This is a genomic window from Micromonospora acroterricola (genome assembly GCF_003172955.1).
GTDB classification, from domain to species: domain Bacteria; phylum Actinomycetota; class Actinomycetes; order Mycobacteriales; family Micromonosporaceae; genus Micromonospora; species Micromonospora acroterricola.
Window position 1 is genome coordinate 20,283 of record NZ_QGKR01000231.1, and the last position, 14,953, is coordinate 35,235.

Annotated in this window: 15 protein-coding genes and 2 pseudogenes; 8 read left to right on the plus strand and 9 right to left on the minus strand. The window is 73.2% G+C overall.

Annotation, left to right across the window (positions count from 1 at the left end; translation table 11 throughout):
* Positions 1–2 precede the first annotated feature (2 nt).
* The 3 genes and pseudogenes from DKT68_RS20440 to DKT68_RS20450 all read right to left on the minus strand — a co-directional run bounded on the left by DKT68_RS20440 (position 3) and on the right by DKT68_RS20450 (position 3,445).
* Positions 3–2,350 (minus strand): annotated as a pseudogene (locus DKT68_RS20440) (ATP-dependent RNA helicase).
* 28 nt (positions 2,351–2,378) lie between these two features.
* Positions 2,379–2,579, minus strand: coding sequence for a DUF397 domain-containing protein (locus DKT68_RS20445; protein ID WP_109819013.1), 201 nt, complete (start codon positions 2,577–2,579; stop codon positions 2,379–2,381).
* 41 nt (positions 2,580–2,620) lie between these two features.
* The gene (locus DKT68_RS20450) at positions 2,621–3,445 is read right to left on the minus strand and encodes a helix-turn-helix domain-containing protein (RefSeq protein ID WP_269089865.1); all 825 of its coding nucleotides are present in this window, start codon (positions 3,443–3,445) and stop codon (positions 2,621–2,623) included.
* Positions 3,446–3,616: 171 nt separating this feature from the next.
* On the opposite strand from DKT68_RS20450, the pseudogene DKT68_RS32115 reads away from it, so the two are divergent.
* From DKT68_RS32115 to DKT68_RS20460, 3 genes and pseudogenes are all read left to right on the plus strand, one after another.
* A pseudogene (locus DKT68_RS32115) lies at positions 3,617–4,237 on the plus strand (GOLPH3/VPS74 family protein); the annotation flags it as partial.
* A 6-nt stretch (positions 4,238–4,243) separates the two neighbouring features.
* Complete coding sequence (locus tag DKT68_RS20455) at positions 4,244–5,656, plus strand: APC family permease (RefSeq protein WP_236646999.1); 1,413 nt, start codon at positions 4,244–4,246, stop codon at positions 5,654–5,656.
* Entirely contained in the window at positions 5,653–6,243 is a 591-nt protein-coding gene (locus DKT68_RS20460; RefSeq protein ID WP_109819015.1) for a GNAT family N-acetyltransferase, read from the plus strand. The genes DKT68_RS20455 and DKT68_RS20460 overlap by 4 nt, the downstream gene beginning before the upstream one ends.
* 129 nt (positions 6,244–6,372) lie before the next feature.
* On the opposite strand, the gene DKT68_RS20465 is transcribed toward DKT68_RS20460, so the two are convergent.
* Positions 6,373–7,194 (minus strand): SigB/SigF/SigG family RNA polymerase sigma factor, encoded by an 822-nt coding sequence (locus tag DKT68_RS20465; protein ID WP_109819016.1) that lies wholly within the window; start codon positions 7,192–7,194, stop codon positions 6,373–6,375.
* A gap of 379 nt (positions 7,195–7,573) precedes the next feature.
* On the opposite strand from DKT68_RS20465, the gene DKT68_RS20470 reads away from it, so the two are divergent.
* Complete coding sequence (locus DKT68_RS20470) at positions 7,574–8,329, plus strand: acetoacetate decarboxylase family protein (RefSeq protein ID WP_109819017.1); 756 nt, start codon at positions 7,574–7,576, stop codon at positions 8,327–8,329.
* Here DKT68_RS20470 and DKT68_RS20475 read toward each other — a convergent pair.
* Positions 8,278–9,867, minus strand: coding sequence for a phospholipase D family protein (locus DKT68_RS20475; RefSeq protein WP_109819018.1), 1,590 nt, complete (start codon positions 9,865–9,867; stop codon positions 8,278–8,280). The genes DKT68_RS20470 and DKT68_RS20475 overlap by 52 nt on opposite strands.
* 132 nt (positions 9,868–9,999) lie before the next feature.
* On the opposite strand from DKT68_RS20475, the gene DKT68_RS32445 reads away from it, so the two are divergent.
* Entirely contained in the window at positions 10,000–10,128 is a 129-nt protein-coding gene (locus DKT68_RS32445) for a hypothetical protein (protein WP_255421212.1), read from the plus strand.
* Between the two features lie 61 nt (positions 10,129–10,189).
* On the opposite strand, the gene DKT68_RS20480 is transcribed toward DKT68_RS32445, so the two are convergent.
* Positions 10,190–11,176: a pirin family protein gene (locus DKT68_RS20480; protein ID WP_109819019.1), complete on the minus strand. Its 987-nt coding sequence runs from the start codon at positions 11,174–11,176 to the stop codon at positions 10,190–10,192.
* 9 nt (positions 11,177–11,185) lie between these two features.
* Positions 11,186–11,668: a MarR family winged helix-turn-helix transcriptional regulator gene (locus DKT68_RS20485; protein ID WP_109819020.1), complete on the minus strand. Its 483-nt coding sequence runs from the start codon at positions 11,666–11,668 to the stop codon at positions 11,186–11,188.
* 158 nt (positions 11,669–11,826) lie between these two features.
* On the opposite strand from DKT68_RS20485, the gene DKT68_RS20490 reads away from it, so the two are divergent.
* Complete coding sequence (locus tag DKT68_RS20490; protein WP_109819021.1) at positions 11,827–12,360, plus strand: GNAT family N-acetyltransferase; 534 nt, start codon at positions 11,827–11,829, stop codon at positions 12,358–12,360.
* Between the two features lie 278 nt (positions 12,361–12,638).
* On the opposite strand, the gene DKT68_RS20495 is transcribed toward DKT68_RS20490, so the two are convergent.
* The gene (locus tag DKT68_RS20495; protein ID WP_109819022.1) at positions 12,639–13,127 is read right to left on the minus strand and encodes an FBP domain-containing protein; all 489 of its coding nucleotides are present in this window, start codon (positions 13,125–13,127) and stop codon (positions 12,639–12,641) included.
* A gap of 60 nt (positions 13,128–13,187) precedes the next feature.
* Between DKT68_RS20495 and DKT68_RS20500 the strand changes: the two genes are divergently transcribed.
* Positions 13,188–13,757: a TetR/AcrR family transcriptional regulator gene (locus tag DKT68_RS20500; protein WP_109819023.1), complete on the plus strand. Its 570-nt coding sequence runs from the start codon at positions 13,188–13,190 to the stop codon at positions 13,755–13,757.
* Between the two features lie 56 nt (positions 13,758–13,813).
* Complete coding sequence (locus DKT68_RS20505; RefSeq protein ID WP_109819024.1) at positions 13,814–14,401, plus strand: DUF1684 domain-containing protein; 588 nt, start codon at positions 13,814–13,816, stop codon at positions 14,399–14,401.
* A 45-nt stretch (positions 14,402–14,446) separates the two neighbouring features.
* Here the strand turns inward: DKT68_RS20505 and DKT68_RS20510 are convergent, their stop codons facing one another.
* On the minus strand, positions 14,447–14,914 hold the full coding sequence (locus tag DKT68_RS20510) for a general stress protein (protein ID WP_201749122.1): 468 nt from the start codon (positions 14,912–14,914) through the stop codon (positions 14,447–14,449).
* Positions 14,915–14,953 lie beyond the last annotated feature (39 nt).

Sequence of the window (14,953 nt, forward strand, 5' to 3'; positions counted from 1 at the left end):
CCTCAGCGCCGGCGTGGTGTGGCGTGCCGGGTGGGCGTCGCGGTCGCCGGGTCCTCCGGCCAGGGGTGCCGGGGGTAACGGCCGCGCAGCTCCGAGCGGACCTGCGGGTAGCCGGTACGCCAGAACGACGCCAGGTCGGCCGTGACCGCCACCGGCCGCCCGGCGGGGGACAGCAGGTGCAGCAGCACCGGCACCCGGCCGCCGGCGATGCGCGGGGCCGCCGGCCAGCCGAACGTCTCCTGGAGCTTCACGGCCAGTACCGGCGCCGCCGGGTCGGCGTAGTCCACCCGGACCCGCGAACCGCTCGGCACGGCGATCCGCTCGGGGGCCAGCTCGTCCAGCTGGGCGGCCTGTGCCCACGGCAGCAGCCGGCGCAGCGCGGAGGCCACGTCCACCCGGGCCAGGTCGGCGCGGCGCCGGGCGGCGGAGAGCTCCGGGCCCAGCCAGGTCGGCGCGGCGGCGAGCAGCGCCTCGTCGCCCACGTCCGGCCACGGCGCGCCGAGGTGGTGCCGGCTGAACGCCAGCCGCTCGCGCAGGGCCCGGGCCGCCGGCGTCCAGGACAGCATCCCCAGCCCCTCCTGGCGCAGGCCGGTCAGCAGTGCCGCCGCCACCTCCGCCCGGTCCGGGCGGTCCAGCCGCCGCTCCCGCAGCTCGATCGCCCCCAGCCGGGTCACCTCCCGGGCCACCACGTCCCCGTCGGCCCAACCGACCTCCCGGAGCGTGGACAGCAGCGGGCCGGCCGCCTCCCGGGCCGTCGCCTCGTCCACCGGCGTGGCGCGGCGGATCCGGGCCGACGGCGCGCCGGGGGTGCGGTCCGCGACGGCCACCGCCAGCCAGTCGGACCCGGTCAGCCCCGACCCGGGCGCCAGCTCCGCGGCGGTCCCACCGGTCATCAGGTACGCCGAACCGCCCGGCCGCCGCACGCGGGCCAGCCGTTCGGGGTACGCCAGCCCGACCAGCAGCCCGGCGGCCAGGTCGTCAGCAAGCCCACCGGAGCCGGCACGCCCCGCGGAGCCGAGAGCCACAGCTCGGCCGGCTTCCACGACGGAGCTGGCACGTCGCCCGGTCTCCGAGGCGCGCCCGCCGGCCGGATCACCCCGCGGGGGCGGGCCATCGCCGCCGCCGGTGGCGGGTCGGGCAGCGCGAGACCGACACCGTCCGGCTGGCCCCAGGCGGCCAGCTCCAGCGCGAAGCCGGTCAGGTCGGCGGTGGCGATCTCCGGCTCCGGCCGGGCCGGCAGCCGCTCGTGCGTCGCCGCGGACCAGCAGCGGTAGACGTAACCGGGGGCCTCCCGGCCGGCCCGGCCGGCCCGCTGGGTGGCGGCGGCTCGGGAGACCGGCACGGTGACCAGCGCGCCGAGCCCGCGGGCCAGGTCGGTGCGGGGGACCCGGGACAGCCCGGCGTCGACCACCACCCGCACGCCGGGCACGGTCAGGCTGGTCTCGGCCAGCGCGGTGGCCAGCACCACGCGGCGTCGACCAGCGGCGGCTGTGCCGCCTGTCGCGTCGGCGATCCGGAGCGGTCGTGGGCGCAGGGCCGCGTCCTGCTCGGCGCCGCGCTGCCGGCCGTGCAGCGGCAGCAACTCGACGGAGTCCCGCAGATCGGCCAGCCGGCTGGCGACCGCCGCGATCTCCCCGGCACCGGGGAGGAAGACCAGCACGTCCCCGTCCCGCTCGCGCAGCGCCCGGCGGACGGTGGCCGCCACGTGGTCGAGCAGGCCCCGGTCCACCGGCCCGGCCCCGGGCGGGGCGATCCGCCGCGCTGGCGGCGCCCAGATCCGCTGCACCGGGTGCAGTGCCGACTCGGCGCGGACGACCGGGGCCGGGGTGGGCCCGCCGAGCAGCGCGGCGAACCGGTCGGTGTCCGGGGTGGCCGACATCGCCAGCAGCAACAGGTCCGGCCGGAGGGTGGCGCGTGCCTCCACCGTGAAGGCCAGCGCGAGATCGGCGTCGAGGTGCCGCTCGTGGCACTCGTCGAGCAGCACCGCGTCGGTGCCGGGCAGCTCCGGGTCGTGGTGCAGCCGGCGGACCAGCAGGCCGGTGGTGACCACCTCCACCCGGGTGTTCGGGCCGATCCGGCGCTCGCCGCGTACCGCGTAGCCGACCCGGTCGCCCACCCGCTCGCCGAGCAGCTCGGCCATCCGCCGGGCGGCGGCGCGGGCGGCCACCCGGCGGGGTTGCGCGATCACCACCCGGCCGGTGACCCGGTCGGCCACGGCCAGCGGAGCCAGGGTGGTCTTGCCGGTGCCCGGCGGTGCCACCAGGACGCCGGCGCCGGCCGCGTCGAGCGCCGCGATCAGCGCCGGCAGCACCGGGCGTACCGGCAGGTCCAGGGTTACGTCGGAGAGCACGGCCCAGTCTCGCACCGGCCCGGGCCGCTCAGCGGCGGCGGACCTCGTCGAGCCCGTGCAGGAAGGTCCGCCAGGTCGACGGGTCGAAGGCGAGCACCGGACCGGACCGGTCCTTGCTGTCCCGGACGGCGACCTGCCCGTCGGCTGTCGCGACCTCCACGCAGTTGCCGTTGCCGCTGCTGCGCGTGCTGGTGCGCCAGTCCGCCCGGGTCAGGTCGTGCGCCGTCATCCGCGGTACCTCTCGTCTGCGTCGGCGTGCCGCAGACGCGGTCACGCACAGTTACGAGAAGCCTGCTCGAGGCGGGTCAACGACGCCGCCGGATCGAGCGCCATCCGGCACAGCTCCTCGTGCAGAAGGCTATACCGGAGCACCTGGTCGGCATCCTCCAGAGCCAGCCCCATCGAGAGGTTATCCAGGTAAACCACGGAAGCGTCGGCGGTGTCGGCGAAGTTGAGGATCACGTACGGGGTGCTCATCGCCGGGTGCCCGCCGGACGCGAACGGAAGTACCTGGATTGTCACGTTGGGTAGTTGTGCGATCTGACTCATGTGGATCAGTTGCTGGGCCATCACGGCGCTGCCGCCGACCGGACGCAACAGCACCGCCTCGTTGAGCACCACCGACAACTGGACCGGGTCGTCGCGGCGCAGCACCTCCTGCCGGTGCAGCCGGGCGGCCACCTTGCGCTCCAGGCCGTCCTCGCCGGCGGTACGCCGGTAGATCTCCCGGGCGTACGCCTCGGTCTGGAGCAGTCCGGGCACCGACTCGGCCTCGTACGTGCGCAGCGCCGCCGCCTCGGCCTCCAGCCCGACGTAGAACTCGAACCACTCGGGCAGCACGTCGCTGTAGTTCTGCCACCAGCCCCGCTGCTGGGCGCCCCGGGCGATCTCGATCAGCGCCTCGGCGTCCGCCCCGGTCACCTGGTAGAGCGCGAGCGCCGCCCGGACGTCGCGCGGCTTGATGCCGATCTGCGCGTTCTCGATCCGGGAGAGGTTGCTCTTGGACATGTCGAGTTGGCGGGCCGCCACATCGAGGGTCATGCCCGCGCGTTCCCGGAGTTGGCGCAGCTCGCGGGCAATGCGTCGGCGGCGCACGGTCGGGCTGGCGGTGGGCCGAATGGCGGGGGTGGCGGTCACCGTCCGAGTCTGTCACGACAAGATCCGCAGGTCGCGCCTGCACGGAGTGCAACTTTCAAATCTGGGAGTTGCATTGCGGTAGCTGTCGGTGCATCCTTTCCCGGTCGCGATCACTGTGGACACACACCCGTGCGGGAGGACCGTTTGCTCATCGCCGACGAGTTCTTCCTGATCGCTCACAACGACAGTCGTGGCAAGGCGAAGCTCCATCCGGCCGCGACCGGTCTCGGGCTGGCCGGCGGGCTGCTCGGCGAGCTGATCCTCTATGGACACATCACGGTCTCGGGCGGTCAGGTCACGGTCATCGACCGGCGCCCCCCGGGCGACGCGCTGGCGCACACCGTGCTCGACCAGTTGGTCGGCGAGTCGCAGCACCAGGCGGTCGGCACCTGGCTCAGCTTCCTGGCGCAGAGCGCGACGACCTCAGTGGGGGAGCGGCTGGCCCGGGCCGGCATGCTGCGCCGGCAGGAGACCCGCCGGCTGCTGCGCACCTCCGTCAGCTACCTGCCGATCGACCTCAACGCGGTGGCCTGGCCGGCCACCCGGCTGCGGGCACTGCTGGACCGGCCGGACCCGCCGAGCGTCCCGGACGCCCTGCTGCTCGGCCTGGTCGTGGCCGCGGGGCTGACCCGCGAGGTGTTGTGGAGCGCCGGCCCCCGCGCGCACCACCGGCTGAACGTCCTCATCCCCGCGCTGCCGGCGCCCCTGAAGGAACTCGTCGGGCACACCGAGGCCGCCGTCGGCGCCGCCGCGCCGCTGACCGTGGTGGCCGGTGTCGTCACCACCGGCTACGGCGTGATCGGGGTGACCGGCATTCCGCTGGCCTTCCTGGTGGTCGCCGCGGTGCTCGCCCTGTTCTCGGTGGGCTACGTGGCGATGTCGCGCCGGGTGGAGAACGCCGGCGCCTTCTACGCCTACATCTCCCGGGGCCTGGGCCGGCCGGCCGGCGTGGGCGCCGCCTGGGTGGCGCTGATCGCGTACAACGCGCTCCAGGTCGGGCTCTACGGCACCATCGGCGTCGCCGCCGAGCCGGTGCTCGACCGGATCTTCGGGGGGCACCCGCACTGGGCGGTCGTGGCCCTGGTGGCGTGGGCGCTGGTCGCCCTGCTCGGCCTGCTCCGGGTCGACATCAACGGCCTGGTGCTCGCGGCGCTGCTGGTCGCCGAGATCGTGGTGATCCTCATCTTCGACCTGGGACAGCTCGGCAACCCGGCCGGCGGCGAGGTCAGCTTCACCTCGTTCTCGCCGGACAACCTCTTCGTGCCCGGCGTGGGCGCGGTGCTGGTGCTGGCCATCCTCGGGTTCGTCGGCTTCGAGTCCGCGGTGGTGTTCAGCGAGGAGAGCAAGGACCCGAAGCGGACGGTGCCGCTGGCCACGTACCTCTCGGTGGTGATCATCGCCGCCCTGTACGCGCTCTCCTCCTGGACCATGGCCGTCGCCGTCGGGCCGGACCAGATCGTCGCCGCGGCCGGCGAGCAGAGCGTCGGGCTGATCTTCAACCTGGCGGCCGAGCACCTGGGCGACACCGCCGTCACCATCGGCCAGGCGCTCTTCCTGACCTCGGTGCTGGCCGCGATGATCTCCTTCCACAACACCACGGCCCGCTACACGTTCGCGCTCGGTAGGGAGCGGGTGCTGCCGGCGGTGTTCGGGCAGACCTCGCCGCGCAGCGGCGCCCCGCGGGCCGCCTCCGTGGCGCAGAGCGTCTTCGGCCTGCTGGTCATCCTGCTGTACGCGATCAACGGCTGGGACCCGGTGGTCAAGCTGTTCTTCTGGGGCGGCACCACCGGCGGGTTCGGGGTGCTGCTGCTGATCGCCACCACCTCGGTGGCGGTGATCGCCTACTTCGTCCGCTCCGGCGGCGGCGAGACGCTCTGGCGGCGGGCCATCGCGCCCGGCCTGGCCACCGCCGCGCTCTTCGTGATCATCTGGCTGGCCGTGTCGAACTTCGCCGACCTGCTCGGCGTCGCGCCGGACTCCTCCCTGCGCTGGGCGCTGCCCGCGGTGTACCCGGTGGCGGCCGCGCTGGGCGTCGGCTGGGCGCTGGTGCTGCGCAACAGCCGCCCGGACACGTACGCCCGGATCGGCCTCGGCGCGGCGAGCGCCGCCGCCGCCGTGCGGCCGGCGGACCAGCCGCCGGCGCCCGCCGCAACGGAGGTGCCCCGATGAGTGTGGCCATCGAACGGCTGGGACGGGACGACACCGCGCTGGTGGCTGGCCGCATCGCCGAGGCGTTCACCGCGCTGGAGGTGACGCGCTGGTTGGTGCCCGACGCGAGCAAGCGGGAGGCCGTGCTGGCCGGGGACTTCGAGATCCTGGTCGGGCACGCGATGCGACACGGCCTCGTCCACGCCACTTCGGACCGGGCCGCGGTCGCGGTCTGGTTCCCGTCGGTCGGCGAGCCGCCCGCGCCGCCGGCCAACTACGACGCCCGGCTCGCCGCCGCCTGCGGTGAGTGGACCGACCGGTTCCAGCATCTCGACGAGCTGTTCGAGGCCAACCACCCGCATTCGGATCACCACCACCTGGCCTTCCTGGCGACCGAGCCGGGCCGCCAGGGGCAGGGGCTGGGCACCGCGCTGCTGGCGCACCACCACGCCTGGCTGGACGAGAACGGGATGCCGGCCTACCTGGAGGCGAGCAGCCCTCGCAGCCGGGACCTGTACGCGCGGCACGGCTACCGGGCCGGCGAGCCGTTCCGGGTGCCCGATGGCACGCCGTTCTGGCCGATGTGGCGGGAGCCGGCGGGCCGCTGACCGGACCGGCCGGGCCGCTGCCCCGAGAGGGGAGGGCCCGGCCGGTCGGACCGACTGTCACGTTCGCGTGACAGTGGGTGGTGCGAGTGAGGGCCGGGTCCGCCGACCCGGCCCTCAACCGTGAACTGCTCAGTACGTGCCGTCGAGCTGGCCGCGCAGCTTGGTCAGCGCCCGGGCCAGCAGCCGGGAGACGTGCATCTGCGAGACGCCGATCTGCTCGGCGATCTGCGACTGGGTCAGGTTGCCGTAGAAGCGCAGGGTCAGGATCTTCTGCTCCCGCTCGTCGAGCGTGGCCAGCGCCGGGCCGAGGGCGACCCGCAGCTCCGCCAGCTCGAACTCGCTGTCCTCGCCGCCGAGCATGTCACCCAGCTCGGTGGCCCGCTCGCCGTCGCCGGTCGGGGTGGACAGCGACACGGCGTTGTAGGCGCGGGCGCCCTCCAGGCCCTCCAGGACCTCTTCCTCGGTGAGCTTGAGGTGGGCGGCGATGTCGGCGACCGTCGGCGAGCGGCCGAGGGTCTGCAGGAGCGAGTTGTTGGCGTCGGAGATGGCCAGCCGCAGCTCCTGGAGGCGGCGGGGCACCCGGATGTCCCACGTGCGGTCGCGGAAGTGGCGCTTGAGCTCGCCGATGATGGTGGGGATCGCGTAGCCGGCGAAGTCGACACCGCGCGACGGGTCGAACTTGTCGATGGCCTTGATCAGGCCGACCGCGGCGGTCTGCGCCAGGTCGTCGGTGGGCTCGCCCCGCCCGCTGTAGCGGTGGGCGAGGTGGTTGGCGAGCGGCAGCCAGGCCTCGATCGCCCGGTCGCGGAGCGCGGCACGCGACGGGTGGTTGGCGGGCAGCGCGGCCATGGCGTTGAGCACGTCGGCGGCGCTGTCGGTGGGCGACTGCGGGTCCAGCCTGGTGCTCGTTGCCGTCGTGCTCGCCTGCTCGGTGATCGTTGGCGCGGTCATGGGTGGTCCTCCCTGCACCTCGTCCGCGGACAAAAAAGACGCGACGCTTTGGTTTAGCTTCGTATGGGCCGTTCGGGACTCACCTTAACCTGATCGTCTCCCCGAAATCCAGCCGAAAGGCTGATGTACTTAACGGAATTTGAATCATGAATGCCGCCAAACGGGGCGGAAGTCCGGAGGGTTGTGAGGTCCCTTACCGGTTCTTCCGGCCGGCGCTGGGGCGACCGGGTCATCCCTCTCACTCGACCGGTCGGCCCACCCGGATCGGCCGAGCGGTCAACATGAAATCCGACATCCGGGCGGATCTGTCGACTATCCGTCGTTGTCCCACCGGTGGGACCGCCGTAGCGTCGCTGTACACACCCGGTTCGGAGGCACCGTGCTCGATCCAGCCGCTCCCCAGCTCGTCCTGAACAGTCGCACGCTCTACTTCAGCTGGCTGCCGGCGGATCCGGACGCCGTGGCCGCGCTCGTCCCCCCGGGGCTGCGCCCCCGCCCGGACCGGCAGGTGTTCCTCAACCAGTACGTCGTCGACGACGAGACGCAGACCTCCGGCTTCGGCGCGTACTCGCTGACCTACCTCGGCGTCTCGCTCACCGGGGTCGACGCCCCCGGCGGGCTGAGCCCGGGCGGCTGGTGGACCCACTACGTGGCCTCCAGCCGGACGGTCCGCGACTACGCCGCCGCCCGGGGCGCCCCGGCGATCACCGGCCACACCAGCATCGAGGTGCACGGCAGTGACCTGGTCTCCGTCACCGAGGCCGACGGCGCGCCGCTGATCCGGGCCCGGTGCCAGGTGGGGGAGACCGGCCACGTGATCAGCAGTGGCCACCACCGTTACTTCACCCGCCGCGACGGCCAGCTGCTCAGCGCCGTCTACCCGTTCGTGGCGGAGCCGGTCGCGCCGTTCCTGATCGAGTCGGTCGAGTTCCTGGAGCCCGGCCACCCCATGTACGCGCTACGCCCGGCCAACCCGTTGACCATCGGCTTCGGCTACTACTCGCCGCGCTCCTCGTTCGCCTACCCCGGTGGGCTGAGCGTGTACCCGGGCGGCAGCCTGCCGGGGGCGCCGGCCCGGTCGGTTCACCAGGTGCCGGCCAACCGGGCCCGCAGCGGCCTGCCGTCGGGGTCGTAGACCAGCCGGTACACCGGCAGCGCCCAGGCGCGGGTGTACCACGGCAGCCGCTCCGGGCGGTGCGGACGCAGCCGGCCCGGCGGGCGGTCGCCCACCTGCCCGCCGTCGTACCACTGTTGCAGCGCGTCGGCGGCGGCCGTGACGACGGCGACGGCGTCGGCCGGGTCGAGCAGGTCGCCGTCGTCCGCGCCGGAGGGGTCGCGGTCCAGGTGCTCGCGCCAGAGCCGCAGCCGCAACTCCCGGGCGAAGGCCCGCGCACCGTCGCCCTGCCCGCCGGGGTCGGTGGGCTCCCGCTCGTCGCGGGTGTCGTCGAGCACCGCACAGGACAGCTCGCTGTCGTGCGTCCAGGAGCGGCGGTTGAAGTTGTCGCTGCCCACGCTCGCCCAGACGTCGTCGACCACGCAGACCTTCGCGTGCACGTAGACCGGGTTGCCGGCGTGGTTCTCCACGTCGAAGACGTGCACCCGGTCCGGTGCGGCCTGCTCGCACAGGGACAGCGCCTGCTCGCGGCCGACCATGTTCGGCGGTAGCGCGAGCCTGCCGTCCACGTCCGGGTGCCGGGGCACCACGGCGACCAGGTGCAGCTCCGGATTGTCCCGCAGCGCGTGCGCGAACAGGTCCGCCACCTCCGTCGACCAGAGGTACTGGTCCTCCAGGTAGATGAGCCGGCGGGCGCGCCGTACCGCCTTCGTGTAGCCCCGGGCCACCGTCCGCTCGCCGTCGGGGGCGAAGGAGTAGCGCGGCCGGACGGCGGGATAGGTCCGCAGCACCTGGATCTGGTGCGGCCCGCACGGCGGCGGGTCGGCCGGCTGCTCGGGCAGCGGGTCGGGCTTCAGGTCCGAGCCGCGCAGCCGGTCCCGCAGGTACGCCATCGGGTTCTCCGAGTCCATCGGCATCGGGTCGGTCCAGCGCTCCCGGAACACCGTGTCCAACGCGCCGACGACCGGGCCGCGCACCGCGAGCTGCACGTCGTGCCAGGGCGGGTTGGTTCCGTACCGGGGAGACATCCGTACCGGCTGCGGATCGCCGTGGTGCGCGGCGTCGTCCCGCCGGCTGTGGCACAGGTCGATGCCCCCGGCGAACGCGATGTCCCGTGCCGGGGCGCGGAGGTGCCGCAGCACCACCAGCTTCTGGTGGTGCGACCCGCCGCGTCGGACCCGCTGGTCCAGGAGCACCTCGCCGCCGGCGGCGGAGATCGCCTCGCTCAGGTCGCGGTTCTCCTCCTCGCTGTACGCCAGAGCGTCGAGGTGTGAGCGCCAGATCAGGCCCTTGACCACCACTCCACGCTGGGCGGCCTGGGCGAAGAGCTGGGCCACCGTCGGGCCGTCCGGGCGCAGCCGTTGGTCCGGGTCACCCCGCCAGTCGGTGAAGAAGAGGTGGTCTCCCGCCGTCAGCGCCTCCACCTCGTCGACCAGCCGGTCGAAGTACGCCGCGCCGTGAATCAGCGGCTCGGCGAGGTTACCCGTGGTCCAGACGGGTAACCCAGAGACCGGGTTGGCCCGTTCCCGCGCGGTGAGGAACCAGTCCTGCAACGGCACCGTCCAGCCCTCCGGAGGTCGACAACGTCCTCACGCTAGGACCCTCGAGGCGGGTCCGCACGCCAGGCCGGCAGACCGGTGACCTGGCTGACGCCGTCGAGACGACGCGACAACAACCGAGGAGGCCACACCATGCCCCGCGAGACGACGAATCCCGTGACCGAGTACCGCGAGCCGGCGGTGGAGAGCGAACGGGGTGCGCTGGTAGCGGTGTTGGTGATGGTCATTCTGGGCGTGGCGGGGATTTTTGCGGTCTCCTGAGGCGGCGCCAGCGCCCCCGGTGAACGGGGGCGCCGGCGCCGGTCTCAGAGGCTGACCGTGGTCAGGGCCGGCGGCCCTGACCGTCGGTGTGCGGCAGCCGCTCGGTGGGGATCACGCCGAGCCGGCCGGCCTGGAAGTCCTCGAACGCCTGAACCAGCTCGTCCCGGGTGTTCATCACGAACGGGCCGTACTGCGCCACCGGCTCCCGGATCGGCTGGCCGCCCATGATGTAGAGGTCCAGCGCCGGGGTGTTGCTGTCCTGCGTGGTGTCCGCGCTGAAGCGCAGGGCGTCACCGGGACCGTGCACCGCGAGCTGGCCGGTGCGGACCGGCCGCCGGTCGGCGCCGACGGTGCCGCGCCCGCCGAGCACGTACACCAGGGCGTTGAACTCCGGCTGCCAGGGCAGGTCGACCTGCGCCCCCGGCTGCACCGTGACGTGCGTCATGGTGATCGGGGTGAAGGTGGAACCCGGCCCGCGGTGCCCGGCCAGCTCGCCGGCGATGACCCGGATCAGCGCGCCACCGTCGGGCGTGGTGAGCAGCGCCGACTCCCGGCCCCGGATGTCCTGGTAGCGGGGTGGGTTCATCTTGGCCGCGCGGGGCAGGTTGACCCAGAGTTGGGTGCCGTGGAAGAGCCCACCGCTCATCACCAGGTGCTCCGGCGGGGCCTCGATGTGCAGCAGACCGCTGCCGGCCGTCATCCACTGGGTGTCGCCGTCGGTGATGGTGCCGCCGCCGCCGTGCGAGTCCTGGTGGTCGAAGACGCCGTCGATGATGTACGTGACGGTCTCGAAGCCGCGGTGCGGGTGCCACGGGGTGCCCTTGGGCTCGCCCGGCGCGTAGTCCACCTCACCCATCTGGTCGAGGTGGATGAACGGGTCCAGGTCGGTGGTCGGCACCCCGGCGAAGGCCCGTCGGACCGGGAAACCCTCACCCTCGAAGCCGCTCGGCGCGGTGGTCACCGTGCGGACCGGACGGATCCTGGTGGACTCGTCGAGCTTGGGCAGGCGGGGCAGGACGAGGACGTTGTCAACGGTGATCGCGGGCATCGGAGGCTCCTAGTTCGTTGCGTGGGTGGTCGAGCTGGCCCGAGTCGCCCGGAGGCGGTCACCGAGTCGCTCGAAGACCCGGGTGAGGCAGGCGACCTCGGCGTCGTCGAGGTCGTCCATGAGGTGGGTACGCACCGACGCCAGATGGTGGGGTGCGGCTTCCCGCAGGGTGAGCAGCCCGGCGGCGGTGAGCACCGCCTCGCTGCCCCGTCGGTCGTCCGGGCAGGACTCCTTGCTGACGAGACCTCGGCGTTGCATCGAGGAGATCTGGTACGTCAGCCGGCTGGGCGAGAAGACCAGTCGACCGGCCAGCTCGCCCATCCGCAGCCGTTGCCCCGGCGCCTCGGAGAGCAGCACCAGCACGTGGTAGTCGGCGAAGCTCAGGTCGCTGTCGGCCCGCAGGTCCTCTTCCAGCTGCGTGTAGAGACGCTGGCTGGCCTCGATGTAGGCGCGCCAGGCGGCCGCTCGGGCACTGTCCAGGTTCTCGGTCACGATGACGACGATAGCACTCTTTCAAAATTTAACTAGTGCTCCAGATGGTCGTCTGGATCACGTCCTCGCGGTCGATGGGACACGTTGGTGCAGTTTTGAAGAAAGGCGGCGGTAATTCGGCGGCGGAGCATCGGCCCGGTGTGCCAGACTCCGCCCTCGTGGAACACGTGGAGCTCACCGCCGACGACCTGTTGCTGCGTCCCTGGCGGGACGCCGACGCTCCGGCGGTGCGCGCCGCCCTGCGCGACCCGGCCATCACCCAGTGGAACCCGCACGGTGGTGGCCCGATCGACGACGAGGCGGCCCTGCTGTGGGTGCGCCACCGCGCCGACTGGTCCGGCGGCGACCACGCCTCGATGGCGGTGACCGCCGCGGCCGGCGGCGAGCTGCTGGGCTCGGTGTCGCTGCACTCCATCCACCACGGCGACGCCTCCGTCGGGTACTGGACGGCGCCGGCGGCGCGGGGGCGCGGGGTGGCCGTGCGCGCCGTCGTCCGGCTCACCGACTGGGCGTTCGCCGACCTCGGGCTGCACCGGGTGGAGCTGTGCCACGCGGTGGCCAACCCGGCCTCCTGTCGGGTGGCCGACCGGGCCGGCTACGCCGCCGAGGGGACGCTGCGCGAGTCGTACCGGTACGGCGACGGCCGCCGCTACGACGAGCACCTGCACGCCCGGCTGGCCACCGACCGCTGAGTGACCGGCAACAGGTCAGGATCCGCGCAACGTCGCTGATCCTGCTGCCGCGCCGTGCGAGACGGCAGTTTCCCCGAAACTGCGCGGTCCGTCGGCGTGTCGCAGCCGGCGGCGTATGCCGTGCCGGAGGGCGATACCTCAGAGGTATAAAAATGCCTCTGAGGTATCAGGCTCGTCCGCGACCCCGACCCGTCCGCCCGTGTCCCGCCGGAGCGGGGGCCTCGCCGGAGGCAGAGAGCGGCACGCCAGGTCGCTGCGGCCGCGACGGAGCCCCGCCCTCACTCGGCCACCTTGCGCAGGAAGGCGGCGAGGTGGCTCGTGGTGCGGTCGATCTTCTCGGCCAGGGTGATGGTCTCGTCGATGCGGCGCCCCGCCTCCTTCCTGCCCCGCAGGTAGAGCGAGCAGGCCAGGTCGGAGCAGATGTAGGCACCCACGGAGTTGCCCTGCCGCCCGTCCCGCCCGGCCTTGCGGGCGGTCATCAGCGAGACGCCGTCCCCGGTGTGGGTGGTCAGGCACAACGAGCACATGCTGCGCCGGACGCGCCCGGTCTGCTGCGGAGCGACCCGCAGCGCCACCCCGACGAGCCCGGCGCCGGACTCGGCGACCAGGTAGGCCCGCTGGGTCGCGGCGGGGTCCCGCCACCCGAGGAAGTCGAGGTCGTCCCAGGGGCGCGCGGGCAGATCGTTCGGTACGGCCAGCCGCTTCGCCTCGCCCTGTGTGCAGTTGACGAAGGACGCGCGGATGTCCCGCTCGGTAATCGCTAGCATAGGTAGTAGCCTAGCTCTCCTAGGCAAACGATTAAGAGGGCTAGTTTTGGGGTGTGGGACATGGCACGTGCCGGGGTGACCGCCGACCGCCTGACCGTGGTCGCGGCGGATCTCGCCGACGAGATCGGCCTGGAGAACGTGACGGTCGCGGCGCTCGCACGCCATTTCGGCGTGAAGGACGCGAGTCTGTACTTCCACATCAGGAACGCGCGGGACCTGCGGGTCCGGGTTGCCCTGCTGGCCCTCGCCGAGCTCGCCGACCGGGTCGCCGCCGCGCTCGCCGGTCGTGCCGGCAAGGACGCGCTGGTGGCGTTCGCCAACGCCTACCGCGACTACGCGAGGCGGCACCCGGGCCGGTACGCCGCGATGCAGATCGACCTGGACCCGGAGACGGCGGCCGCGAGCGCCGGCGTCCGGCACGCGGAGATGACACGGGCGATCCTGCGCGGCTACCGGCTGCCCGAGCCCGACCAGACCGACGCGGTCCGGATGATGCACAGCACCTTCCACGGCTTCGTGAGCCTGGAGAGGACCGGCGGGTTCCGCCACACCCCCCGCGCCACGGACGACTCGTGGTCCAGGGCCCTCGACGCCCTCGACGCCGTCCTCCGCAACTGGCCACCGGCGTGAGCGCCAACCCGGCAACCAGGCGAGAGGGGCGGCTGACGACCGCCTAGGCTCGTGACGTGGACGATCTGGAGCTGGCCGACTGGCGCGAGCGCGTGGCCCGGCTGTACCTGTCCGACGGTGACCTCGCCGGGTTCCGGGCCGGCCGCGACACGCTCTTCACCACCCACCCGCAGAGCCCGATCCCGCCGGCCCAACGGTCCGGCTTTCGCGGCGTGCGGTACTTCCCGGCGAACCCGGAGGCCGTGGTGGAGGCGCCACTGCGCCCGGCCAGCGGCGAGCTGCGGGTGGACACCGGCGGCCCGGACGGCGTGATCGCGTACCGGCGGGTCGCGGTGGCCGACACGCCGTGGGGGCCGCTGACCCTCTGGTGGATCGAGGCGTACGGGGGCGGGCTGTTCGTGCCGCTGCGCGACGGCACCTGCGGGCGGGAGACCTACGGCGGGGGGCGGTACCTCACCGACACGGTGAAGGGCACCTTCGGCCGGGGTGTCGAGCTGCTGCCCGGCGATCGGGTCCGGCTCGACGCCAACTACCTCTACAACCCGAGCTGTGCGTACGACGACCGCTGGGCCTGCCCGCTGGCGCCTCCGGAGAACCGGGTCGAGGTGCCGCTGCGGGCCGGCGAGCTGGCGTACCACGGCTGACGGCCGCCCCGGCGCGCTGCCGGGACGGCCGGTCGAACCGGTGGCTCAGCCAGGGTTCGTGGTCGACCCGGACATCTGCATCCGGCCCAGCACCTGCCGGGCCTGGTCGACGAGCTGCGCGTCGACGATCACCGCGTACTGGCCGGCGCGCAGTGAGCTGGCCGAGGTGAAGTCCCGCTGCCCGCCGGTCATGGCGTGCGCGACCGCGCCGAAGACGGCACCCCAGATCGCGCCGATGACCAGCCCGACCAGGATCACCGCCAGCCAGTTGCCGACCGTGAAGATGCCGAACAGCAGGCCGATGAAGAGCCCGAACCAGGCGCCGGTGCCGGCGCCGAGCAGGGCGGCGCGGCCGGTGGTCATCCGCCCGAGCACCGTCTCCACGAGCGTGAGGTTGGTGCCGACGATGGCGGTGTGCTCCACCGGGAAACGGTTGTCGGCGAGATAGTCGACCACCCGCTGTGCGGACGGATAGTCCGGATACGACCCGATCGTCACGGTGGGCGGCCCCATCACCGGCCCGTGACCGTCACCGGACGGCGCCGACGGGCG